Raw genomic sequence first — 23,014 nt, forward strand, 5'->3', positions numbered from 1 at the left:
CGGCACGATTTATCGCGCCGCGACGAATGAATTATCCCGAGAGATTAACCGTTACGGAAGATATAGCTGTAAGCACTCAGGGCTGGCGCACCCCCCAGGTGGGCATAGAGCACTTTCGAACCTTCCGGGAATTCGCCATTACGTACCATATCAATCATGCCCTGCATGGATTTGCCTTCGTAAACCGGATCGGTCAGTACCCCTTCGGTACGGGCGCACAGGCGAATCGCTTCCAGCGTGCCTTCGCTCGGTAAGCCGTATTCCGGGCCGCCGTAACGGGTATCCAGCACCACATCCTCTTCGGTGATTTCACGTCCCAGTTCGACCAGGTTAGCCGTATTCTGCGCAATACGCAGGATTTGGGCTTTGGTTTTCTCGGGTTTGGCTGAAGCATCAATACCAATGACATTGCGTGAACGGCCATCAGCGGCAAATCCCACTACCATACCCGCCTGAGTACTGCCGGTGACCGAGCAGACTACGATGTAATCAAATTTAAAGCCCAGCTCTTTCTCCTGCTGACGAACCTCTTCGGCAAAGCCGACAAAGCCCAGACCGCCGTAGGGATGTTCTGAACATCCTGCCGGGATCGGGAACGGCTTGCCGCCATTTTCTGCCGCTTCTTCCATCGCCTGTTTCCAGCTTTCGCGGATCCCGATATCGAAACCGGCAGAATCAAGGCGCACATCGGCACCCATAATGCGTGACAGCTCGATATTGCCAACGCGGTCATAGACGGCATCGGCATAGTTCACCCAGTTCTCCTGCACCAGAACACATTTCATCCCGAGATGTGCGGCCACAGCGGCAACCTGGCGCGTCTGGTTGGACTGCACGCCACCAATGGAAACCAGCGTGTCACAACCCTGCGCCAGTGCTTCCGGGATCAGATATTCCATTTTACGGGTTTTGTTGCCACCGAAGGCCAGACCGCTGTTGCAGTCCTCGCGCTTGGCGTAAAGTTCTACTTTACCGCCTAACTCCGCACTCAGACGTTTCAGCGGGGTAATCGGCGATGGACCAAAAGTCAGAGGATAACGGGGGAACTTTTCAAGATTCATAGCTTCTCTCCGGGATAAATAAAGTCGCACGCCTTAAATTATGCTGCGCAGTTGATATTGGTTTGCGAAATAACAATATCGCATCGTGTTTGTTTTTCACATTTCGTTTTAATCACGTATTTTTTAATAAAAATCCATTCATTTTTAAGATCGTGACTGGAAGTTACATTTTTCTGCGTTATGACGAAATAAAATTAACATCGCTAATGGACTGTCATCGACCACCCCTTTGGTTTTTGATTAAAAATCATCAAGTTACCCTGATTTTGTTGCGCAAGGCTGACGTGATGCAGAACCCCTGAATCCATCATTGCCTTCTATTGAACGCACGCGGCTAACAATGCTATTTCTTTGTCCATTCCTCCCCCATATTAATAATGAATAATCACATGACTGAAAATTACCAATATGCGAGCAGTGCCCGCCAAGGGATGTTGAAAGGCATAATTTCATTAGTCATTGCGATTATTTTATGGGGGTGTAACTGGCCGGTGATGAAAGCGGGTCTTTCACATATCACGCCATTGTGGTTTTCTACCTTGCGTTTTTCCTCCAGTGCGGCCGTCCTTTTTTTATTGCAGTTATCAACAGGACGGATACGTATTCCTGGCCGTCGGGAGTTGCCGGTGATATTCAGTGTCGGCCTGTTACAGATGATGGCGTTTACTGCGCTGGGGTGTATTGCGATGAATTATCTGCCCGCCGGAAAATCTGCCGTTTTGGCCTACACAACGCCATTGTGGGTCGTACCAGCTTCAGTGTTTCTGTTTAAAGAAAAATTATCCTCACTCCAGTTGTCCGGTGCGTTAATTGGCATTATTGGTATTGTGGTGTTATTTAATCCAATAGCTCTCGACTGGCACGATCACGGGCAAATTATCGCCAACGGACTGTTGTTGCTGGCTTCTCTTTGCTGGGCTATCTGCATTTTGCATTTGCGCCATACTGGCTCCCGACTCAATGCCTTTGAACTGGCACCGTGGCAAATGCTGCTCGCTACCCTGGTGCTACTGCCGCTGGCATGGGGATTTGAGGGCAACTGGAGCGGCGATAACTCCCGCGAGCTGTTAGCAATCACCTTATTTGTGGGGCCGGTCGCCACGGCGTTCTGTTTTTGTGCGGTGAATGCCGCCAGTACGTGGTTATCCGGCGTCACCCTTTCATCAATGATGTTGCTGGTGCCGATTACCGGCCTGCTGGTGTCGGTGCCTGCATTGCACGAAGAACTGACATTACCCCTGATGGCGGGCGCGTTGCTGATTGCTCTGGGTATTGCGTTACTGACGCGGAAAAAAGCATGACGACCGTTTTATAAAGGTATTTGTGTGGTAGAAAACACCTCACGCAAACCAATAAATGAACGGATCTGGCGTACACCGGGAAGAAATAATAATTGCTCGGCGTGGAGTTTATTAAAGCTCTGGTTATCTGCGGTGCGAATTAACATAATGTAGTCGAACTCACCGCTGACCATATGGCATTCCATGCAGCCGCGTATTTTACCAGCTTCACCTTCGAAATCTTTAAAGGATTCAGGAGTGGAACGATCAAGAACAATGCCAATCATCACCACCAGACCCGCATTTAATGTTTCCGGGTTGAGTAATGCAACAGTGCTTTTTATAAAACCGAGCTTTTTTAACCGTTCGACACGGCGCAGACAAGCGGGAGGGCTGAGATTGATTTTCTCAGCCAGGGTAACATTAGCGATAGAGCTGTCGCGCTGTAAAATTCGGAGTATTGCCATGTCAAAGCGGTCGAGTGTTTTATCACCACTTGTGATGTCCGGATTCTTCTTTTGCTCCATGATCTTCGCCTTGTATAATATGAATATCTTATTTTTGTCATAGCCTGTTCTTATATTTTTGCTGGCTACGAGAATTGCTTGTTTGCATCCTTTCATTGGAATATAAAAAAATCAATCAGAATTAAATCAACTCCAGTATTGATGAAGGTGAAAATGGCTTCGATTGACATTTATATCTCTGAACGCTTGCGACATTTGAGAAAAGCGCAGGGCTGGAGTTTGAGTGAAACAGAGAGAATGACCGGGGTCAGCAAATCAATGCTCGGTCAGATCGAGCGAGGAGAATCGAGCCCGACGCTGGCGACTATCGAGAAGATATCCGCTGGATTTCAGCTGACGTTAAAAGATTTCCTCAATCTCAACTGAATGTGTTTTGCATCCACCTTTTTCAGATGTGACTGAGGAAAGTATGTTCCATACATGGAACGCATAGGCTCTATTCGTTTCATGCAGTGAACAAATCAATCCCTCACCTCTGCCTGTTCACTGACCGAAGCGTATAATCCGCGATGACCGACCAGTCTTTGTCACCTCCGTCAGCATGAACAGCGCGGGCCATTTGCTCGTTCACTGCTGCCAGCATGGGCAGCTCTGCACTCAATGTTGCGGCGGCTTCTCTGGCGAGTCCCAGGTCTTTCAGGCCCAGACTGGCTTTGAACCCCGGTTCATAAACCTCTGCCATGATGTTTCGTGAATAGACCTGATAGCTCCGGCCGCTAAACAATGTATTGAGTATGAGATCAAAGAATTGTGCTCGATCCAGTCCATTGGATTCCGTGAGCACTACAGCCTCCGCCATCGCTTCAATCGCCATAGTGATCATCATGTTGCAGGCGATCTTCGCTGCATGTGCAGCCGTTTGTTTCTCTCCCATTGCCCATACGCGTTTGCTGATGACGTCCAGCACCGGCCTTACTCGGTCCAACGCATCTGGCTGACCTGCAGCAAGGACATTCAGCTCCCCGCGTGCGGCGACATCCGGCCGGCCCAGCACCGGCGCTGCTACATAACTTATCCCGGCTTGTTGATGAACCAGGGCTAGTTGCTGTGAAAAACTCACCGATATGGTTGAGGAAATAATATGCACGAGATTTGGGTTGGCTCCGGCAAGCAAGTCGCCATCGATGATGACTTGCTGGATTGCTGCATCGTCAGAAAGCAGAGTAATTGCGACATCACCCAGCAACGCCTCTTCCGGCGCATTGACGTTTATGATGCCCTCAATCTCACGGCCTGAGCGGCTCCAGGCATATACCCGGTGTCCGGCAGCCACTAAATTTCGCGCAATGGCACTCCCCATCGCGCCCAACCCAATGATGCCAATGTTCATGATGTTGTCCTCAGATGAATTAGATATGGCTGGCGCGTACACGCACCGGCGCAATATCCGTAAACTGCACGACGTCTGCCATTACCGCAGTGACCTCTGGTGAAGTAAAAGAAGCTTCGATGGCGGTGTCATCGCGGAAAATGCATTCGCATATCGCAACGGTTCCTGGCTGAGGCACTGCCGGATAAAAGGCTGCAACGCTGAGTAGGCCGTAGCGGGCAAATGACGCCATCACCAGCGGAAGATGTTTGCTGTGGTAGTAATCCTGGTCAAAACGGGATCCTGTTGTTCCGGCGTAGGTAACGTATACAGTTACGTGTGTCATGGTTATCTCCTGCTTTAAGCGGAATGAGGAAAAGGATTAATGCCCTGGGCGCGCACCTGCTCTGAATCCCTGTTCCCGTGCCCGCCATGTGATAAGAAATGCGATGATCAGCAGTAGGATGAGCACCGGTGGGAAAACCTGTGCCCCCCAGTTATTGAGCAAAATGCCGCCAACAAGACCGCCAGCTGCGATAGCGCCGTTCCATGCCACCACATTGATCGAGAGCGCAAGATCAGCGCCCTCGCCCGCGCTATCCGCCAACGCGGTTTGCAGCAGCGTTGCTGCGCCACCGAAAGTGAATCCCCATACCGCTACACCGGCATAAATCACCGCCGGTACTTGTGCAGAGGCCATAAACACCACAGAAACCAGCGTAAAAATGGCAAGGCTAGCCAGCACACAGGTACGCAGATGGCGATCTACCAGACGCCCGGTAACCGCGATCGCCAGCAATGCCGCGAGTCCAAAAGTGAGCAGAATGACATCTGTCTGTGAAGCGAGGCCCGCCAAATCAAGGAACGGTGCGATGTAGGTATAAAGAATGTTGTGCGCCAGCATCCAGGTAATAACGACGCTGAGGACCGGGCGTACACCTTTGGTAGTCAGTACGTGCAGCAGCGGCAGGCGTTCATGGCGGGACTGCCCCGGATAATCGGGTACGCTGGTCAGCACCCATATCACCAGCACAACGGTCAGGGCAGATATCCCGGCAAAGGCACTTCTCCAGCCGATTACCCCACCAAGCCATGTTCCCAATGGCAGACCCAGTGAAAGGGCGATTGGCGTTCCGACCATGGCAATCGCCATAGCTTTACCCTGCTGGTGGATGGCAACCATACGACGCGCATAACCGGCCAGCAGGCTCCATGACAGCCCTGCCGCTACCCCGGCAAAGAATCGAGCCATCAGGGTGAGCCAGTAATGTGAGGACAACGCGGTAATCGAGTTGAAAATAAAGAAACCGGCAATGGCAAGCAGCAGCACATTGCGGCGTCGCCAGCTTTGCGTGGCAATGGTCAGCGGTATCGCAGCCAATAGTGAGCCAAGAGCATAAGCAGTCACGGTCTGACCTGCGAGGGAATTCGAGATACTCAAGCCAGACGCGATTTGCGGCAATAATCCGGCTGGCAACGTTTCAGTAATGATGCAGATGAAACCTGTCATTGCCAGGGCAAGTAACGCTGAAACTGGCAGCCTCTGTGTTTCTGAATGGGGTTGCGGAGCTGCTCGCTCATTCGGTTGTGTAAAGATGGTCTCGTTCTCCATACATCCTTCAATGTCGTGATATGTACCGATTGGTATATATATTGGTGTGGAAATTTGTACCCGGTATAACCGGGTGCCAATTTATGGGGTCTATTTGTGTATCGATCGCTACATTAGTCAGAGAGGAAATCTTTGTCAACGACATATGTATCGATTAGTATGTTAGTCGTTAGATTCTGACGGGAGAAAACAATGGCGACTATGGGCCGACCAAGAACGTTTGACAGAGATAAGGCGATTGAAGATGCCATGTTTCTTTTCTGGCAGCATGGCTATGAATCAACCTCACTCGCCCAACTGAAGGCCGGGATCAACAACGGCATCTCAGCGCCCAGTTTCTATGCCGCTTTTGGATCGAAAGAAGCGCTATTCCGGGAGTGCGTGCAGCGTTATATCGCCACTTATGCTCAGGTCACTGAGTTCTTATGGGATAACAACCTGTCACCTCGCGATGCTCTTGAAACGACGTTACGCCGTTCAGCAGAAATGCAATGTGAGCCAGGACATCCATCCGGCTGCATGGTAGGTCTGGGGGCGATGAGCGCGCCCTCCGCTGAAAATGCTGCTGTCGCTGAACCGCTGGAGCGCTCGCGTAATCGCACCAGGGCAGGCGTTGTCGCAACAATTGAGCGTGGCGTTGTGACGGGACAGCTTAACAAAAGCGTCGATGTGAAAGCATTAGCGGCAATGTTCAGTACTTTTTTGTTTGGTATATCAATTCAGGCGCGCGATGGTGCCAACCTTGATGAGCTGAACAAGGCTATCACGCAGATGATGTGGCTGTGGGATAGCAATAAACAGAATGAAGATTGATATTTTCCGTCGTTATAACTGCATCGGGGTCCGAATAACGTATCCTGATGGTTGTTACAGCTCAGCGAAATTCCCCCTCATTTACCTGATGCATTAATCCAGCCGACAGCAAATTTGCAGTGCAGATAAAGTTTCCCGCCTTTTTGCCGATGTTATCTCCCATAGCAAACCGTTACTTTTATGGATGAAAACATGTCGAAAAAATTGACTCTGTCTCTATTGGCAACAACATTAACGCTGACCGGATGTGCTTCAAAACCCCTTCCTCCAACTGAAAAGCGTGTCCAGACTGAAACAATTACTTCAGAAAACCAATCCCAGCTTACTGTTGAAGGTTGGCAGGACCTCGAAACCGATTACAGTCGCCCCTCAGACACACAATTGCGTTATATCACTCAAGGTGACACCACTAAAGCGACGGCATTAAAAACCCTTCAGTTTGTTTCAATGATATTTGTCGGCGGCCAGATTCAGGGATTTAGCAAGGATCAACTTAAAGGAACACAAGCCGTTGGTGTTATGAATCCGTCGCTTTCATACCTGACTCCGCGAGTGAGCGAAGTCCTTAAAGCCGAGATGGATCGTCTACCAGCCAAAAAATACGATAAACCGCTAATTATAAAGCCATTGACCTGGAAGCTGATTTATAAAAATCTCGCAGGCGGTGATGACAATTATCAATTAGTGATGACGACGACACTCACACGTACTGTCAGCGATCCAGCGGGACACCCAACATCCAAACAAATCGAATGCAGCTCGGATGCAACCACGCCGCAATTCACCCTCCCGCAGTGGCAGGAAAATAATTATGCCAAAGTAAATGAGGTCACGCAGAAACTCATGGATAGCTGCGTAACAACCTTCACCAGCCAGGTGCGATCCTTTCTTTGATGCGGCCAACATACAGGCATCATGGGAAAATAGAACAGGGTAAAAAATGAAAAAGTCGATAACGCTGCTGGCAGCACTGACAACGTTGTGTGCCGTCAGTGCGGTACAAGCCAGCGATGAAAAATTGCCGCCGCCGAATGTCAGCAATGTTTTTATCAATCCTCTTTATTTCTATCGTCAGAATGACCACCTCACCTACGTTACGATGGTGAAACTGAATAATGGTTCCAGTGTTGAACGCTGGAATACCGTGGACTGCGGGAATAAAAAATATTATCGATTGTATCTCGATATCTTAAATAAAGACGGCAAACTGAGTGATCGCTTTTACGGTGATAAAAGTTATGGACGCTATGCCCCGCCGCTGGAAATAACCGGTAATGAGGCAAAGGCAGCCGCAATCCTGTGCGATATCAAAGTTAAAAACAGCGACTGGGTTTACAGCGAAAAGAAAAATAATGTCGGTAAGGATATTCCGGAAGCCTCTTCGCTGGTGGATGTCGCGAATGTCATCAAAGTTAAGGACAAGCTGCTTGTCCGGTTGGGTTACGGCTACGATGAGATCGATTACGACCCGCCTTACGATGCTCCTTTTGATCTTAAAGTCGAATACCACGTTTACGACTGTAAAACCGACCAGGACACGGTGATCGGGGCGACAGATGTGGATCCTCACGGGTTCGTTACCGACAGTTTGATCGGTGAAGCAATGAAAAAGCGTGCATCTGACTTTACTAACAGTCCGGCAGTTGTGGAATCATTCAAAACAATGTGCCACATGGACGAACCCCAGCGCTATGCCGGATCAGGAAAATACCAGAGTCATCCGCATAAAACGGTTGCCAAATACAGCGGACCAATCCTTCCTGACTTCAGGGATAATAATCCGAACTGGATAATGAAGTTTCCGCTGACACCGGAGGTGGAGTCGAAGGGGATTGCACTGATTGCGAACTGGGCGGAGCCTCGCTTCAGACAACTCAAATGGACAGAAACGCAGGCCGATGATAAGCCGGTGAAAATAATCGCTGATGTTCAGGCTAATGGTCTGGTACGGCGGCTTGAGGACTACAACGTTTTTCTCGCGCAGCGCATTATGGTCGCCAATGACATTCAACTGGAGGGGGCAATGAGCATCAGCCCTCTTCCGTCCATCACGCAAAGGATCGAAACTACGTTACGTTTCCCTTTATTTAAGGGGCAGCATTATCATGTGCTAACGCTGACCAAGGGGCAAGACGGCGAAAAGGTCACGCGGATTGAGCGAGACTGCGACGTCGTATCCAGTGGAGATGCTGCAAAGATTAACGCTGCATTTACCGGGAGCTACTGGCGCGTGGAATGTACGCAGTCAGGTTCGGATGGCCCGGAAAAATCAACAATCGCATGGTTAAATGATTTGCGGATCTTCCTTCCCCTCGAACGTACTTATCATGGTGTGGTAAAACCGATAGCAATTACGGATGTGGGGATTACCCGTTAATTACGACTCATCAGATATTTGCTGAGTACAGGACGTTTGCCCGGACGGGATAAAATCAGGGAATCTATGGCTTCCCTGATTTTAATTCAGTAATCAGAAGTGACGCTAAAACATTCTAACTTTACATAATGGGAGTTATGTAAAGTTAGGATCCTTAAAAGGATCCGGGTATGATAACCGCCATCAATCGTATTTTTGGCATCAGCAACAAAACTGCTCATAAATTAGGCGTCGCTACGCAAAATTTGCAGGGTAATTTCCCACGCGTTATCCCAGAATTTACGTAGCGCGATCAATTCAATAATCGACCAAATAACACGCGATAATGACGGAATTTGTACAGAACACCGCTCTGGCTCTCAACTTCCCCGATGACGGTGACATTTCAGCGCGACTGAAAGAGTTTGTTCAGGACAGAGATGCGTTTTCAACCAACACCTGGTCACAGTTGATGAGTGTGATGGCAGTATGCTGGCGCTGGTCGCAGGAAAATCAACGCAGCTTTTTGCCAATGTTGTCCAGCGATCTCCGTGACTATCTCTCCTGGCTACAGCAGGCCGGACGGGCCTCAAGTACCATTTCGACCCATGCTTCGTTGATCTCGATGTTACACCGTAACGCCGGAGTCACACCACCGAACGTCTCACCCCTGATTTATCGTGTAATGAAGAAGATAAACCGCATGGCGGTGACGTCCGGCGAGCGCGCAGGTCAGGCCGTACCGTTCAGGCTGGCTGATCTGGATAAGGTCGATGATTGCTGGGCGGGTTCTGAACGCTTGCAGGAATTGCGTAACCTCGCCTTTCTGCATATCGCCTACAGCACCCTGCTCCGTATCAGTGAAATATCGCGCATCCGCGTGCGCGATATCTCAAGGGCTGAAGATGGGCGGATCATTCTCGACATTTCACATACAAAAACTATCGTCATGACGGGTGGACTGATCAAAGCGCTGAGCAGCTATTCCAGCCTGCGTATTGATGAATGGCTTAAGGCATCTGGCCTGTTAAGTGAGCCTGATGCATTTCTTTTCTGTCGGGTTCACCGTTCTAACAAAGCGCTTCCGTCAGAACAGCAAATATTAAGTCGCCCTGCTGTTGAGGACATATTCAGAAAAGCCTGGGATGTTGCGGGTCAGATCGAGCCAGTCAGGGCAAATAAAAACCGCTACCGTAACTGGAGTGGTCACAGTGCGCGTGTTGGTGCTGCGCAGGACATGACTAAAAACGGCTATCCGGTAGCGCAGATCATGCAGGAAGGCACCTGGAAAAAGCCTGAAACCCTGATGCGTTACATCCGTAATGTTGATGCGCATGAAGGTGCGATGGTCGATATGATGGAAAAAAAGAAAGGCAGATACTGACCTGAAGTTATCTCAGCTGTGCTGGCGAATTGCCAAAGCGATAGCGGAATCGTTCGGTAAATCGTGATACCGATTTGTAGCCGCATGCATCAGCAACCTGGGTAAGATTCCAGTGGGTAGTTTGGATCAACATCAGGGCATGGTGCATCCGGATATCCAAAAGCAACTGTTCAAACCGCACGCCCTCCTGCCGCAAGCGTCGGCGAAGTGTCGATTCACTCATCGCCAGTGCATCACCGGCAAGTCTGGCGGTCCATCCTTTATCCGGTGCTTCTCGTAACAGCTTGCTCAGACGTGGAAAAATTCCCTGCTGATGAGGTAATAAGAAGTGAACACGTTGTTCCGCCAGTACCAGAAGAAGGTCAAAGATGCGCAGGCGAACCCGCTCATCACTCATCAGTGGGTTTTGCAGCGTTGCCAGTAAATCTTGCACTGAGTCTTTAATATCGCTCAGTAATTCCACTGTGGTTATCTGCGCATTTTTTCTGGCAGCGGCGAGATATTGCGGAAAATGTTGATAGAAACCGTCGAGCACATCCGAATTCAGGGAAATAAACAGGGAACGAAACGGGGAAGCATCGTTTGCCGGGTACTTAACATAGTCCGCATCGACCCCCTGGTCGATCACGCCCAGCAGCGTTGGTGTGTTCAGTTCATACGAAGTTGCGACGTGGGAGAACTCAATCCTGCCGGAAAGCACCAGCAACAGCGTCGGTTCATAAAAGAAAAATGAACTCGCCTTCTGCTGAATCTTCAATTCTGGCCATGCAACGGAGATTAAATTTGCCCGCCGAAGACTGTCGCGGGAAAAACCAGACCCTGGCACTGGACTCTCTTTAACAGGCAATGCACTTTCACTGGTCATGGTTTTTCCTGATTTTGTATCGTTAAATCTTCACGTCTGGATTCAGGCTATAAAGCCCGGTCAGCTTGGCTTCAGCCAGGACATGACTCTTTTTCACTGCTTGCAGGATGTTAGCTCCAGTCAGTTCGCCTTCGACTGTCAGGGTCGGCGCTGCCAGTGCATACAATGTGAAAACATAATGATGCACGATCTCATCATTCCAGGGTGGGCATGGGCCATCATAACCATAGTAAGTCCCGCCCATAGCATCATCGCCGGCAAACCAGGCGGTATAGTCGTTGATGCCATGTTTCAGTCCACCAGGTGCTTGCGGCCCGGTTTTCCCCTTGGCCGTAATGCCGTTTGACTGTGCACCCTCAGCGATTTCTGTCTGTGTAGCCGGAATATCAAACAGCGACCAGTGATAGAAATCGGTTCGCGGCAGTGAAGCCGGAACAACTTTGCCTTCCTGATTGACGTTTTCGCCGCTGGTCGGGACATCGTAATCATGGCAAATCAATACCAGTGACTGTGTTCCGGCAGGCAGATCTGACCAGCCGAAATGCGGGTTCTGGTTATCAGACAAACGTACATGGCTCTGTGCATCATAAACCGCGAAGCTGTTTTTCCCGGGGATGACATCCCCGTCATTGAAGCTGTGGCTGAATAATTTCATCTCTTCTCCTTGTGCGACTCGGATGGAACGACAATCAACGTCAACCTGATTATAAGAAGCTTCTCGACTTCATGACGATCTAATCCGGTCAAATTTATCCCCGAAGCCGTCATTATGGACAGGATTGGTTATCTGATGTGCATCATCTTGGCTTGTGGTTACTATGGACTTTCCGGAAGTACGATTCAAACAAAACTAAAGTTTATTAAAGTTGTCTTTAATAAAATCCACAGCCATTAAAATCATTTTTAGTACATTGTCAGTTATTAAAGGCAGGGATACATCGTCTCGCTTCCAGGAACAGAGTACCTTCAGCAGTCAGCGTGACTCTGCGTTTGCTGCGGTGAAACAGGCACTGGACCAACATCGACTGTTGCGCGTGATTTTTGTCATCGATGCATTGCGCAAAAAAATCGCCCTGTAATAAGTGAAATAGGATTAATCACATAGGTTTCAACCGGCAAACAATAGCCGAAACCGATATTATATTGCCAAAGATTCTGAACCATCTATTCATATTGAAAAACGATGTCGATCTTTTCTTCGGCAACATTGACGGTTATTTCACATTTGGACCAAATCGCAGTCCCATCAGGCATACCGCTTTCGACAGAATGCTGCTGAAGTTCGCGTAACGCTTCGGATAAGTCGGCAACAGCCAGATGATCAGGCTCGAACCAGTCCGGCTCGCCACTGTCATCCAGATAATCAAATTCGAACTCCCCTGCTCCAGTTGCAGAAAACAGTTTGGCTTTGACAAACAACTCGCTGGCATTCGCGGGTCCACAGCTATAAATAATCTGTCCGATCCTCTGATAAAGAAGTTCGTCTTGCATTGCTTCACCTCGATGAATAATTTTCTCCTACAGTATCATGATGTTGCGATCTTCCATCACACATAATTTCCGAAAGTCACTCTGGCTACTGGGATCCTTTGGATCTGATTTTTGCTCCAGTGAATCCTGTCAGAACAATGCCAGACTGAAGTTACATTTCGTATTCTTCAACGTGAGATGATTTCAAGAGTTAAAGATAAGATTACGTTTTTTCACAAAACCTGCACAACCTATGTCTAAAGAGAAAATTTAAGAGAAGGTGTTACCTCATCTCTTAACAAAATGGGTAAGAGAATTGAAAATATAATAGCTTCATCATGAAAATTCCCTTCACTGGAAAGATCAGTATGTATATACTCAATTTAAAGCAGTATTTGAGGTCATGCAGATAACGACCTTCTTACATTCAAAACCAGATTTTGGAGATGTCCATGAACGAATCACTGAAAGCGATAAATAACATTCGTACACTCCGTGCACAGGCACGAGATCTGGCTCTGGCTGATCTTGAAGAAATGCTTGAGAAATTAAGCGTAGTCGTTGCAGAACGCCGTGAAGAAAGTCATGCCGAAGAAGCCGCCGTTCGTGAGAAAGCTGAGAAACTCGCTAAATATCGTGAGCTGTTGCTGGAAGACGGTATTGATCCTACTGAACTGCTGGGTGCTTTGCAGAGTGCAGGAAAACCTCGCGCAAAACGCGCACCTCGTCCGGCCAAGTACAAATATACCGATGAAGATGGCCAGGAAAAGAACTGGACCGGCCAGGGCCGCACGCCTGCTGTGATTAAAGCGGCAATCGATAGCGGTAAATCTCTGGATGATTTCCTCATCTAAATAGCCTGTCGATGTGATGTGGGCGAAGTGCCCACATCATTGCATTCCTTTTTTTGCCGTCTATTCAATCAAGACCAATCACTGTTGCATCACATCAACAAGTTTCTAATCCTATTTCTCTGGCCCCGCACCCGGGTTAATAACGAGCTACACCACTGAGTGCGAATTGTTGAGCAAGACATGCGCAGTACGATTAATTTTGCATAAGTAAGCACACTGTATACTTTATTCGAAGCTTTATGTTAGTTTCGTCATGAGTACCGCCACCCAAGAGTGAGACAATGCATCTGATTATGGTCACCACCACATCCACTACTACCACCGCAACCTGCGGCGGCGTGAGTGTTTCTGTGGCGAATCCCTAGCAGACAGAATCTCAAACCCCGCCGCTCTGGACGGGGATAAAAACTCCGTTCATCGCCGGTTTGAATGGAGACACTTCATGAAAAATGCATTACTGATTATTGATATGCAACAGGGATTGTTTCATGGTCCACACATTCCCTATGCTGCCAGCTCAGTTTTATCCAATATCAGACTTCTGATCAAAAAAGCCAGATCGTCTGGTACTCCGTTGTTTTTTGCCCGGCACACCGGCCCGGATGGATCACCTTTTAGTGAGCAGAGTTCCCTGACGCAACTGATACCTGAACTTGACGTCAATGTTGAACAGGACAGCGTATTTATCAAAAAATATCCTAACTGTTTCCGTGATACGGTACTGCTACAACAGCTTAAGCTAAGCAATATTGATCAACTGGTGATTGCCGGAATGAAAACAGAGATTTGTGTGGATACCACCTGTCGTGCAGCATTTGATGCCGGGTTTAAAGTGGTGCTGGTTTCAGATGCACATACCACGATCGATAATCCGGCCCTGACAGCGGATAATATTATTCGCCATCATAACCAGACTCTGGCGGGCCCCTTTGTTAGTCTGGTCAGCACAGAGGAATGGGTGGCATAAAACTGAGTCAAATAACTGTGCTTAATAATGCAATGAATCATTTTTTTCCTGAACAGGGTGTGATGCCGGTAACGGCTGTATCGGCAGACTTCATAAATGGACATGTTATTCCTGCGCACAGTCATGACCTCGCTCAACTGCTGTATGCGATTGAAGGGGTCTTGGTCATTGAGACCAGTGCAGGGCGCTGGGTCGTCCCACCCAGCAGAGGCGTTTGGTTAAAAGCGGGTATCAGCCACACGGTGCGTATGCGTGGTGCGGCCAGGATGCGCAGTATTTTTGTGCTGCCCGATGCGATACCGGGACTTCCCGACGAGGACTGCGTTATTGAAGTGTCTCCGTTACTGAGAGAGTTGATTTTGGCGGCGACCAGAGTCGAGGGAGATTACCTGCCAGATAGCCGTGACGCACGTCTGATGCGGTTTATCCTTGATGAGTTGTGCACATTACCGGTTTTACCCTTCAACCTTCCCTGGCCGCAGGATTCCCGCATTTTACGAGTTTGCCAGTTGCTGTCTGCGGAACCCTCTGATGCCAGAACCGCTGACGACTGGGCTGACCTGCTGTCGATGACAGTCAAAACTTTCCATCGTCAGTTCCACAAACAAACCGGCGTGACATTTGGCCGCTGGCGGCAGCAGGCCAGACTGCTGCTGTCGCTGGAGTCTCTGGCGCAGGGCCAGCCGGTCTTACAGGTGGCGTTACAGCATGGCTATGAGAGTCAGAGTGCTTTTGCAGCGGCCTTCAAACGTCAATTTGGCATGCCGCCTTCGGCTTTTTATTCTTAATCGTTGCTTTTTCGCAGTACCAGCCCGGTGATGACGCAAAGCAACATGGCGATCCCCGCGAGATAAAAAGCATCGCTGTACGCCATCAACAACGCATTCCGTTGTATCTCCTGGTTGATCAGTGCCATCACCTGCATACGTAAACGGGTTAAACCCTCTCCATAGAGCGTCGTAGCGTAGCTGATGTGCTGGTGAGACAACCGATTCACCATCGCGACCATGCTTTCCTGGGTACCCTGAGAAAAATCCGTGACAGCGTCACCGAGTCGTACGGCATGAAACCTGGCGCGCTCCACCACTATCTGACTTGACAGCGCGATCCCTACCGCGCCGCCAACATTTCTTACCATGGAGAATAGACCCGAGGCAGATCCAACCTGTTCTTTTTCCAGCCCCTGAATCGCCATCACCCCTAAAGCGACGACGACCAGCGACTGGCCGATGCCGCGTACCACCAGTGAGGGCACAATCACATTGGCCGCCGCATCAGGATTAAGATGGATGTTCATCAGGCATCCCAGAGCCGTGATGAGAAATCCGACGATGATGATGGTTCGCGCACTGCTCCAGCGCATCAAATGCGGTGTGGCGAAAGACATAATGAACTGAATGATGCCATAGGGGATCATCATGATACCGATCTGGCTGGCGTTATATCCCTGTACCTCGGCGAAGTAGTTCGGCACCAAAAAGACCACGCCAAATACCACGGCACCGAAGCAGAACTGCATCAGGCTGGCGATGCCAAAATTGTAACGTCCCAACAGACGAAGGTTGATAAAAGGTGTTTTACTCCTGAGTTCAACCCAGACAAACCCCAGCAATCCGATCACAGCCAGCAGCGTACAGTTAATGATATAGGCAGAAGAAAACCAGTCGTTACGCTCGCCCTCTTCCAGCATGATCTGGAGTGCGGACAATCCCAGCGCCATGGTGATAATGCCCCACCAGTCTCCCTGCCGTAACTTTTCCAGCATCAGTGGCTGGGGTTTAACCGACCAGCCAATCGCCGCCAGCAACAACAGACCCGGTGGCACCTGCAAATAGAAAATCCACCGCCAGGAATAGACGTCTGTCAGCCAGCCTCCCAGTGACGGCCCGGCAGCCTGAGCAACATTGTTGGCAACGGCAAACAGGGCCATGCCCAGCGCATGTTTTCTGGCAGGCAACTCACTGACAATAAGTTGAAAAGAGAGCGGGATCAGCACGCCACCGAAGGCGCCCTGTAACGCGCGGGAGGCGATCATGGTCTGTATATTCGGTGCCATTGAGCAGAGGACCGAAAAGATCACAAAGCCCGTGGTCCCGGTCATCAGGACTCTACGCATCGAAAAAATTGATACCAGCCAACCTGTGACAGGGATGATAATGATTTCCGCGACCAGATAAGCCGTGGTGATCCATGACCCCTCTTCAAATGACGCACCCAGTGAGCCGCGTATATCCGGCAATGAAGCATTAGTCACATGCACATTCATCCCCGCCATAAAACAGCCCACTACGCTGCCCAGCACGGCTACCCAGGTACGAAGCGAAATGGAGTTTGTGGGTTCTATGGTCAGTTGCTTAGTCATGATGGGTGTCCACGGTCACCAAAACGGACATCCCGGGACGAATCACATCTTCTCCGTTCTGTCCTTCTGAGAGCCGAATCTTCACCGGCATACGCTGGACAATTTTGGTGAAGTTCCCCGTGGCGTTATCTGGCGGCAACAGTGCGAACTGTGCGCCAGAGGCTGGCGCGAAACTGTCCACCGTTCCACGAAAGCGCCTGCCACCATAGGCGTCAACGCTGATTTCCGCAGGTTGACCAATGTGCATGTGATTAAGCTGGGTTTCCTTGAAGTTGGCAATCACATAGACATTGTCAGGTACCACCGCGAGTAAAGGTGCCCCCGTTTCAACATATTGCCCGGTTCTGATGGATCGCTGTCCGACGGTGCCGGTAATCGGACTGATGATATTGGTACTGGCTAAATCAATCCGCGCCAGATTCAGTTGCGCCTGAGCCTGGCGCAACGCCGCATCAGCATTGTCCTGCTCGGCTACGGCTCCCTGTCGCTCACTCGCCAGCACCCCGCTCTCCTGTCGGGTGATTGATAATGCAGCCTGTGCCTGCGCAACTGAGGCAACCATTTTTTTCATCTGGGCGTTAGCGGATTCCAGCAGTTGTTCACTGCTGACATGCTGACTGACCAGCCGCTGCTGTCGCTGCGCTTCCTGCACGGCACGGGCGGATTCGGCTATTGCTGCATGGACGGTTGCCATCGCTTCATCAACGCGATTTTTCTGCTGTGCCTGACGTGCATCCAGATTGAAAATCTGCGCCTGCCGGAGACGCTTTTGCGCCTCTGCTGACTTCACGACCGCTTCCGCCTGACTGACTTTCGCCTGATATTCATTATCGTCAATGCGGGCCAGCACCTGTCCTGCGCTGACACGCTGATTATCCTGAACCTCTACGGCCGCGAGATAACCACTGACCCGTGGTGCAAGCGTCACAATATCAGCCCGCACATAGGCATCATCGGTATCGGTCATCCAGCGGGCGGTTGTCCACCAGTAAATTCCCCAGGTCAGTGCGATGATCAGCAGAAATATGGCGATCATCAGAGTACGGGGGCGGGGTTTTGCATAGCGATGAGTAAAGGCCTGCTTTTCAGCAACCTGCGGATTCTTGGTCATTGTTTTATTTCTCTGTTATCGACAAGGGAGATCTGAGATGGAACAGGCCTACGCTGCGGCACGGGTAAGGGTATGGACGGAGCTTGCTGCCAGCCGCCCCCGAGGGATTTAAACAGCGCGATCTGTGTATTTATGAGTTGGGTGTCGGTGCTGGCTAACTGATGCTGAATAGCGATGTCAGTGCGTTGTGCATCCAGCAACTCCAGCGCGGTCGCAGCGCCCTCTTTTCTGGCAATGGACGCGAGTTTTAACGCATGCTGACTGCCTGCCGCCGCCCGTTGTAACGCGGCATTCTGTTGTAATGCCGCGTTATAATTCGTCATACCTTGCTGTACATCTTTCAGTGCACCAAGAATTGTGGCATCGAAATGCGCCAGAGCAGACTGCTCACGGGCATTCGCCTGAGCAAGACGTGCGCGTTGCTCACTCACATTCGGGAATGACCAGGAAATAAGTGGGCCGAGACTCCAGACGGTCGCTCCGCTTTTATCCCACCCATCAGGCTGATGGGCTGAGCTGAACACGCTGCCGCCAATCGATATTTGGGGGTAGAAGTCGGCAGTAGCGACGCCGATGCGAGCCGTTGCCGCAATCAACGCCTGCTGAGCCTTCAGGACATCCGGGCGTCGGCTTAACATTGTCATCCCCTCACTATGAGGAACCGCTATGCTTGCCAGCGAGGGCGTTGACTGACACTGCATTGCCGCCTGAGGTGGGTTGTCAGGCAATTGCCCCATTAATACGGCAAGCTCAGCAAGGGCATTGTGGCGCGCAGCCTGTAAGGGAGGCAGTTCAGCTGCTGCCAGTTCAACCTGGTTCTGCGCACGTATCACATCCAGCTCAACACCTGCACCGGACTGATACAATTGGCTGGCGAGTTGCTGGCCCTGTGTTGCCAGCAGCAAAGAACGCTGTGCGATACCGATCCGCTGGGCGTAACTACAGGCACTTAGCCAGGCTCGGGTGGTTTCGGCTGCAACCAGCACGCGCGTGCCCTCCTCCTCTGCCATCACCGCCAGCGCATCGGCGTTGGCTGCATGGCGCATCGAACGGAGGTGACCAAAAAAATCGATTTCCCACTGCACATCAATACCAATGCCATAACGTGCACCGGTACGGATATGATCGGATTGATCCAGAGCGGCTTCTAACTGGTCATTTGCAGTACTGCCGTACCCGGCCTGAGTATTCAGAGATGTCGTGGGAAGACGCGCTGCATCCGTTTCATCCACCACAGCTTTTGCTGCCCGGAGATTTGCAGCGGCCATACGCAGATCGCGATTATTAGTCAGCGCCTGTTCAACCGCGTGATTCAGATCCGCATCGTGATAGAGGGTCCACCACTTATCAGGGATGGACGCGCTTTGCCCGTCGAGTTTCACGGGTAAAGTGGTTATGGGGGGCTGTTCCGGCCCTGATGTACAACCTGCTAACAGCAGGGGGAATAAGGCAACATAACATCCAGCGGATTTGTTCATTGGGCAAACTCGTTAATGAGAATGCGTCCAGGTTACTAAATTGCTGGGTGTCTTTATGTCGCGCGTTGGACTATCTTTATCGCGAAATGGACATTCGGGCATAGCGAAGGTAGCGCGACGGGAAACTTTCTTGCCCTACCTTTTGGTTGAACAACCAGCGAAGTGTAGGGTCGGGGTGGCCAGATTGGTCTGAACCCGGTCATCTGTGCTTAGGTTCAACATGAAATATTTCAGATGCTTATTATGTTAAATAAATGATTCAGCTTTGCAATAGAAACGCACTTCTCATCTTGGGCCTGGTGTGAATTTTCTCTCAGAAACGATTTTATATTTTATGCAGTCAATTTACCCTCTAACAAATTACACAGGATTTCTTGCAACAAATGCAGCAATTCCCTGGATCATCATTTTAACTTGATCTCCATGGGCAGCATGATTCCGAATTCCCTGATAGAAAGTAATTTCTTTAGACTCAGTTGCACCATAAACACCATGAGAGCAAAGTTCCTGTTCTAAGGTGGACGCTTTTTTCATCGATTCCTTACCACCATCTTTGAAAATGGAAACAGCTATTCCATTTGCCAGGCATTAACTTTTCAAATTGCTTTTTCAGCGTCATCCAGTCGCTGTTTCTCAGACGGGTCAGGGGGGCTATCTGCTCGACCAGCAAAATATCATTACGATGACTGTCCATCTGTAAGCGGCCCAACTCTGGGCGCCCAAGTAATCGCAAAGCAGTCACACTCTAATTACAACATACATATTTTCAAGTGACTAAGATCCAGCCCTTTAGGCTGGCAGAATGCTCTTCAAGGGGGTTCATACGGTCTCATGTCAGATGTTTGCACTGTTTTAGGGGGAGTGCGGCACTATGGTCGCAGAAGTGTTCCGACTATTAACTATGCTATATATGTTTGTTGTAACTAAATACACATTCTTCTCTGGACTTATCATGTGATTCAACCAATGGTTTCTTCCCACTATTTTGCCGTTATCATTTAATAGTGGGTGTGTTGATCATTTTTTTGGTCACTGCACTGTTCTTCAGGCAGATAACCATCGAATGTATCACCACCCTGCTCTACTGGATTTGGAGTCTGGCGGATTTCTCATTTTCCCATGCCCATGCCGCCTGGCGGATTAACCTGCTGGCAGACACACATAACAACGCTGAAACGGTAAGCTGGTCTGTATTCCTCTCCGTCATGAATCACACAGCCGGCATTCTGCTGGTCGCCCTGATTCCGCTTGTGATAACGGGTGTTGTGTCCGTCAAGTGCCATCAGGCAAGCCGCCCCCGCCGCGATATATCCATTCACTCACTTCCCCGCATCATGGCGTCGTTTTCACCCGCGATCGTTCCGGCGTTGATTTATGGTGATAAAAAACTCAGTTACTGAATGTCGACCCGAAATAACATCGTAGTGCACAGACGCCAGATGAGTTTGCTATTGAGCACAGTCTGGTGGTGAACCATCAACTGCGCAGGGAACTGGCGGAGCAGATGTTTATCGCCCAACTTGGCGAACCTCGTATTCATACCCCTTCACGCGACCCCTGTCCCGGAAGCCTGTTGCCCGATTTTGACCAGTTCAGAGATCATGAAAAATCCATGTTCGCGATATTCGGGCTGCAACACTTCCTGGGTAAACGCAAAGAGGCCAAGCAACTGCTTGATCAACTCAACCGTTCAACCCTGAAAGTTGATCGTCATTACCGTAATAAAATCGGTTACCCCAACCTGTCTCTGGCTAACCAGGCATTTCACCAAGTTGCCACTTCTCAAGCCGCACAGGCATGGGTCGGGCAGTATAGCTATGTCCGAACCGCGATCGCCGCGCTGCATGATAACGACCTATAGAGTAACTACGTTCGACACTTTTCACGGAAAAATCATATAAAACTCAGCAAGGCTTGACCAAAAAACAAACAAGCTCTCTCTGCATTCAACGTTCTCACATGGAGAGCTATGTTTAAATTAGTTATTCATTTTTTTCTATATCCATTCTGGTAAGATTTTTCAATAGTCATGAACTGTAATAATTACCTTTCCACACAATCCTGATTAAAATATATTATCGAGTTTTATTCCTTTACGAATACGTCACTTTTCCGATGATGAACTTGGTAGTATTCGTTACTGTGTGACGCGAATACTTCCTTCATTTCAATATCTACGTGCGTTATCTCGTAAAAGGAAAAGTCTGTAGGGATGTTTCTAAGTTTATCCTGAATACAGTTCACATCCAATTCGAGCTGTTTGCGTCGATTTGGCAGTTGTTTAAGCTTTTCCTTGATAGCGCTCATCTGCTCATCAAGTACTTCACGTTTGGTACAGGTTCGCTCGAATGCTGCTAAAGAGTCCTTCACTGCCGAAGTTATCATGTCAGGCACCATCTCAGGTTTGTCATGTGATTCAGTCGTGAGACTTTCTTCTGCAAGAGGCTTGTATTGTTCAGCAATAGCGTTGAGCCTGTTTTTAACGCAATCACTGAATCTGGAGTGATAAATCCTCTGTGAAGAGGGTGAGCTAATTTGAGTGCAGGCATGATCATGAAAACGGCTGTTTCGATTGGGCGGCGAATTCAGTTCATTGCTTTCAACTTCAGGATCTGAACTCTCAGGATATTTGAAGTCGTCGTGGTAATCCTCTGATGCGGGTGTCATAATTGGGCTGCTGCTTTGAGTTTCATAACCTGGATCACGGCAATCGTTGAGGCGGTCCATCTCAGCAAGTGCCTCGTTTATTACTTTAAGTCTATCTTCATCAGAGGAAAAAGATAACTGTCTCAACATGTCGCATGCTATAGCTTTTAATGGTGAAACTGGTATGTGCATCTCTTTGATAGTATGTTTCAGGTTTATGGTACAGTGATCCATCGTGGACAGAGAACGTTTTAATATTTTTGACCGACGTTCGGTAGATACAATCGATAGTTCCTGCACAAGACTTCTGGAAACTGTATTTATTTTCTCGCGATCTGAGTTTCGTGGCTGACTGTAACAAATCGATTTTAACGTATCTTTTGAGTTAGTAAACGAAGAAAAATTTCTTTCCCCTCCCCCTTCACTCTTAAATTTATGCATCGCTAGTACTGAGGTTGCAGAAACATGAGTTGGTTGCACTTTAATATCCTTATCTGTACCTACATGCTGTAGTTGTTTAAATGAATCCGATTGAAAAACAGTTCGGAACGGACTAAGCGAATCTTTAATATTGCAGTTTGATGTAACTCTCCCGAAATAATTTCATCTCGCTAAAAAATCTTCGGTTTAAGGGAAATGAAGTACCAAGCCATTAATGCTGTTTGCTTACTGAATCCCGGATAACAACCACATCACACACTGCCACATTCACATTGGCCGGCACTATCCAGTGCTTCACGCGCTGTTGATATACACTTCAACGGAGTAAGCACAGCAGCAAGGCCAGTGTAATAGCATAGAAGAAAAATACATCATGGATTGTCGTTATAGCAAATCGTTGGTTGGCGATAACACTCTTCCCCTAATAATCAGGAAATCAGTCTGATACGGGAAGCACTTTATATCTGATTTTCATACA

Annotated in this window: 24 protein-coding genes and 1 pseudogene; 11 read left to right on the top strand and 14 right to left on the bottom strand. The window is 49.2% G+C overall.

Going from position 1 to position 23,014, the window contains the following annotated elements; all coding sequences use genetic code 11:
• Positions 1-44: 44 nt before the first annotated feature.
• Positions 45-1,061 (bottom strand): 1-aminocyclopropane-1-carboxylate deaminase, encoded by a 1,017-nt coding sequence (locus AC6I8R_RS25555; protein WP_021183987.1) that lies wholly within the window; start codon positions 1,059-1,061, stop codon positions 45-47.
• Between the two features lie 389 nt (positions 1,062-1,450).
• Here AC6I8R_RS25555 and AC6I8R_RS25560 point away from each other — a divergent pair, with 389 nt between their 5' ends.
• Positions 1,451-2,362 (top strand): DMT family transporter, encoded by a 912-nt coding sequence (locus tag AC6I8R_RS25560; RefSeq protein WP_497833228.1) that lies wholly within the window; start codon positions 1,451-1,453, stop codon positions 2,360-2,362.
• A gap of 8 nt (positions 2,363-2,370) precedes the next feature.
• On the opposite strand, the gene AC6I8R_RS25565 is transcribed toward AC6I8R_RS25560, so the two are convergent.
• Complete coding sequence (locus tag AC6I8R_RS25565) at positions 2,371-2,868, bottom strand: Lrp/AsnC family transcriptional regulator (protein ID WP_497833229.1); 498 nt, start codon at positions 2,866-2,868, stop codon at positions 2,371-2,373.
• A 153-nt stretch (positions 2,869-3,021) separates the two neighbouring features.
• Here AC6I8R_RS25565 and AC6I8R_RS25570 point away from each other — a divergent pair, with 153 nt between their 5' ends.
• On the top strand, positions 3,022-3,234 hold the full coding sequence (locus AC6I8R_RS25570) for a helix-turn-helix domain-containing protein (protein ID WP_497833230.1): 213 nt from the start codon (positions 3,022-3,024) through the stop codon (positions 3,232-3,234).
• Between the two features lie 103 nt (positions 3,235-3,337).
• Here the strand turns inward: AC6I8R_RS25570 and AC6I8R_RS25575 are convergent, their stop codons facing one another.
• From AC6I8R_RS25575 to AC6I8R_RS25585, 3 genes are read right to left on the bottom strand one after another with little or no spacing between them, the layout of a single operon-like run.
• Positions 3,338-4,198 (bottom strand): NAD(P)-dependent oxidoreductase, encoded by an 861-nt coding sequence (locus AC6I8R_RS25575; RefSeq protein WP_497833231.1) that lies wholly within the window; start codon positions 4,196-4,198, stop codon positions 3,338-3,340.
• Positions 4,199-4,217: 19 nt separating this feature from the next.
• Positions 4,218-4,523: an EthD family reductase gene (locus tag AC6I8R_RS25580; RefSeq protein ID WP_497831366.1), complete on the bottom strand. Its 306-nt coding sequence runs from the start codon at positions 4,521-4,523 to the stop codon at positions 4,218-4,220.
• A gap of 36 nt (positions 4,524-4,559) precedes the next feature.
• A complete protein-coding gene (locus AC6I8R_RS25585) occupies positions 4,560-5,687 on the bottom strand; it encodes an MFS transporter (RefSeq protein ID WP_021183996.1) in 1,128 nt (375 codons plus the stop codon).
• 294 nt (positions 5,688-5,981) lie between these two features.
• Between AC6I8R_RS25585 and AC6I8R_RS25590 the strand changes: the two genes are divergently transcribed.
• The 4 genes from AC6I8R_RS25590 to AC6I8R_RS25605 all read left to right on the top strand — a co-directional run bounded on the left by AC6I8R_RS25590 (position 5,982) and on the right by AC6I8R_RS25605 (position 10,342).
• Positions 5,982-6,602 (top strand): TetR/AcrR family transcriptional regulator, encoded by a 621-nt coding sequence (locus AC6I8R_RS25590; RefSeq protein ID WP_497833232.1) that lies wholly within the window; start codon positions 5,982-5,984, stop codon positions 6,600-6,602.
• 192 nt (positions 6,603-6,794) lie between these two features.
• Complete coding sequence (locus tag AC6I8R_RS25595; protein WP_497833233.1) at positions 6,795-7,496, top strand: hypothetical protein; 702 nt, start codon at positions 6,795-6,797, stop codon at positions 7,494-7,496.
• A 46-nt stretch (positions 7,497-7,542) separates the two neighbouring features.
• The gene (locus AC6I8R_RS25600; RefSeq protein ID WP_497833234.1) at positions 7,543-8,979 is read left to right on the top strand and encodes a hypothetical protein; all 1,437 of its coding nucleotides are present in this window, start codon (positions 7,543-7,545) and stop codon (positions 8,977-8,979) included.
• Positions 8,980-9,304: 325 nt separating this feature from the next.
• Entirely contained in the window at positions 9,305-10,342 is a 1,038-nt protein-coding gene (locus AC6I8R_RS25605) for a tyrosine-type recombinase/integrase (protein WP_497833235.1), read from the top strand.
• Positions 10,343-10,349: 7 nt separating this feature from the next.
• Here the strand turns inward: AC6I8R_RS25605 and AC6I8R_RS25610 are convergent, their stop codons facing one another.
• The 3 genes from AC6I8R_RS25610 to AC6I8R_RS25620 all read right to left on the bottom strand — a co-directional run bounded on the left by AC6I8R_RS25610 (position 10,350) and on the right by AC6I8R_RS25620 (position 12,698).
• The gene (locus AC6I8R_RS25610; RefSeq protein ID WP_021184002.1) at positions 10,350-11,207 is read right to left on the bottom strand and encodes a helix-turn-helix transcriptional regulator; all 858 of its coding nucleotides are present in this window, start codon (positions 11,205-11,207) and stop codon (positions 10,350-10,352) included.
• Between the two features lie 22 nt (positions 11,208-11,229).
• Positions 11,230-11,862: a YbhB/YbcL family Raf kinase inhibitor-like protein gene (locus AC6I8R_RS25615; protein WP_497833236.1), complete on the bottom strand. Its 633-nt coding sequence runs from the start codon at positions 11,860-11,862 to the stop codon at positions 11,230-11,232.
• A gap of 509 nt (positions 11,863-12,371) precedes the next feature.
• Positions 12,372-12,698, bottom strand: a complete 327-nt coding sequence (locus AC6I8R_RS25620) for a hypothetical protein (protein ID WP_208726936.1) — start codon at positions 12,696-12,698, stop codon at positions 12,372-12,374.
• Positions 12,699-13,129: 431 nt separating this feature from the next.
• Between AC6I8R_RS25620 and AC6I8R_RS25625 the strand changes: the two genes are divergently transcribed.
• The 3 genes from AC6I8R_RS25625 (at position 13,130) to AC6I8R_RS25635 (ending at position 15,286) form a co-directional block, all read left to right on the top strand.
• A complete protein-coding gene (locus AC6I8R_RS25625) occupies positions 13,130-13,531 on the top strand; it encodes an H-NS family histone-like protein (protein WP_021184006.1) in 402 nt (133 codons plus the stop codon).
• Between the two features lie 442 nt (positions 13,532-13,973).
• Positions 13,974-14,498, top strand: coding sequence for a cysteine hydrolase family protein (locus AC6I8R_RS25630; RefSeq protein ID WP_497833237.1), 525 nt, complete (start codon positions 13,974-13,976; stop codon positions 14,496-14,498).
• A 32-nt stretch (positions 14,499-14,530) separates the two neighbouring features.
• Positions 14,531-15,286: an AraC family transcriptional regulator gene (locus tag AC6I8R_RS25635; RefSeq protein ID WP_036626115.1), complete on the top strand. Its 756-nt coding sequence runs from the start codon at positions 14,531-14,533 to the stop codon at positions 15,284-15,286.
• Here the strand turns inward: AC6I8R_RS25635 and AC6I8R_RS25640 are convergent.
• The 5 genes and pseudogenes from AC6I8R_RS25640 to AC6I8R_RS25660 form a co-directional block, all read right to left on the bottom strand.
• Positions 15,283-16,860 carry an MDR family MFS transporter gene (locus tag AC6I8R_RS25640; RefSeq protein WP_497833238.1) on the bottom strand — a complete coding sequence of 526 codons (1,578 nt, stop codon included), beginning with the start codon at positions 16,858-16,860 and terminating at the stop codon, positions 15,283-15,285. The genes AC6I8R_RS25635 and AC6I8R_RS25640 overlap by 4 nt on opposite strands.
• Positions 16,853-17,971, bottom strand: a complete 1,119-nt coding sequence (locus AC6I8R_RS25645; RefSeq protein WP_497833239.1) for an HlyD family secretion protein — start codon at positions 17,969-17,971, stop codon at positions 16,853-16,855. Before AC6I8R_RS25645 ends, AC6I8R_RS25640 begins: the two co-directional genes overlap by 8 nt.
• Entirely contained in the window at positions 17,968-19,449 is a 1,482-nt protein-coding gene (locus AC6I8R_RS25650; protein ID WP_497833240.1) for a TolC family protein, read from the bottom strand. Before AC6I8R_RS25650 ends, AC6I8R_RS25645 begins: the two co-directional genes overlap by 4 nt.
• 360 nt (positions 19,450-19,809) lie before the next feature.
• Positions 19,810-19,983 (bottom strand): hypothetical protein, encoded by a 174-nt coding sequence (locus AC6I8R_RS25655; protein WP_497833241.1) that lies wholly within the window; start codon positions 19,981-19,983, stop codon positions 19,810-19,812.
• Positions 19,984-20,041: 58 nt separating this feature from the next.
• A pseudogene (locus AC6I8R_RS25660) lies at positions 20,042-20,173 on the bottom strand (recombinase family protein); the annotation flags it as partial.
• A gap of 286 nt (positions 20,174-20,459) precedes the next feature.
• On the opposite strand from AC6I8R_RS25660, the gene AC6I8R_RS25665 reads away from it, so the two are divergent.
• Positions 20,460-20,849, top strand: a complete 390-nt coding sequence (locus tag AC6I8R_RS25665; RefSeq protein ID WP_497833242.1) for a hypothetical protein — start codon at positions 20,460-20,462, stop codon at positions 20,847-20,849.
• 65 nt (positions 20,850-20,914) lie between these two features.
• A complete protein-coding gene (locus AC6I8R_RS25670) occupies positions 20,915-21,310 on the top strand; it encodes a secretion/conjugation apparatus DotM-related subunit (RefSeq protein ID WP_497833243.1) in 396 nt (131 codons plus the stop codon).
• 224 nt (positions 21,311-21,534) lie between these two features.
• On the opposite strand, the gene AC6I8R_RS25675 is transcribed toward AC6I8R_RS25670, so the two are convergent.
• Positions 21,535-22,575 (bottom strand): hypothetical protein, encoded by a 1,041-nt coding sequence (locus AC6I8R_RS25675; RefSeq protein WP_497833244.1) that lies wholly within the window; start codon positions 22,573-22,575, stop codon positions 21,535-21,537.
• Positions 22,576-23,014 lie beyond the last annotated feature (439 nt).

The organism is Pantoea sp. X-Soil-OKNW-713 (assembly GCF_059730685.1).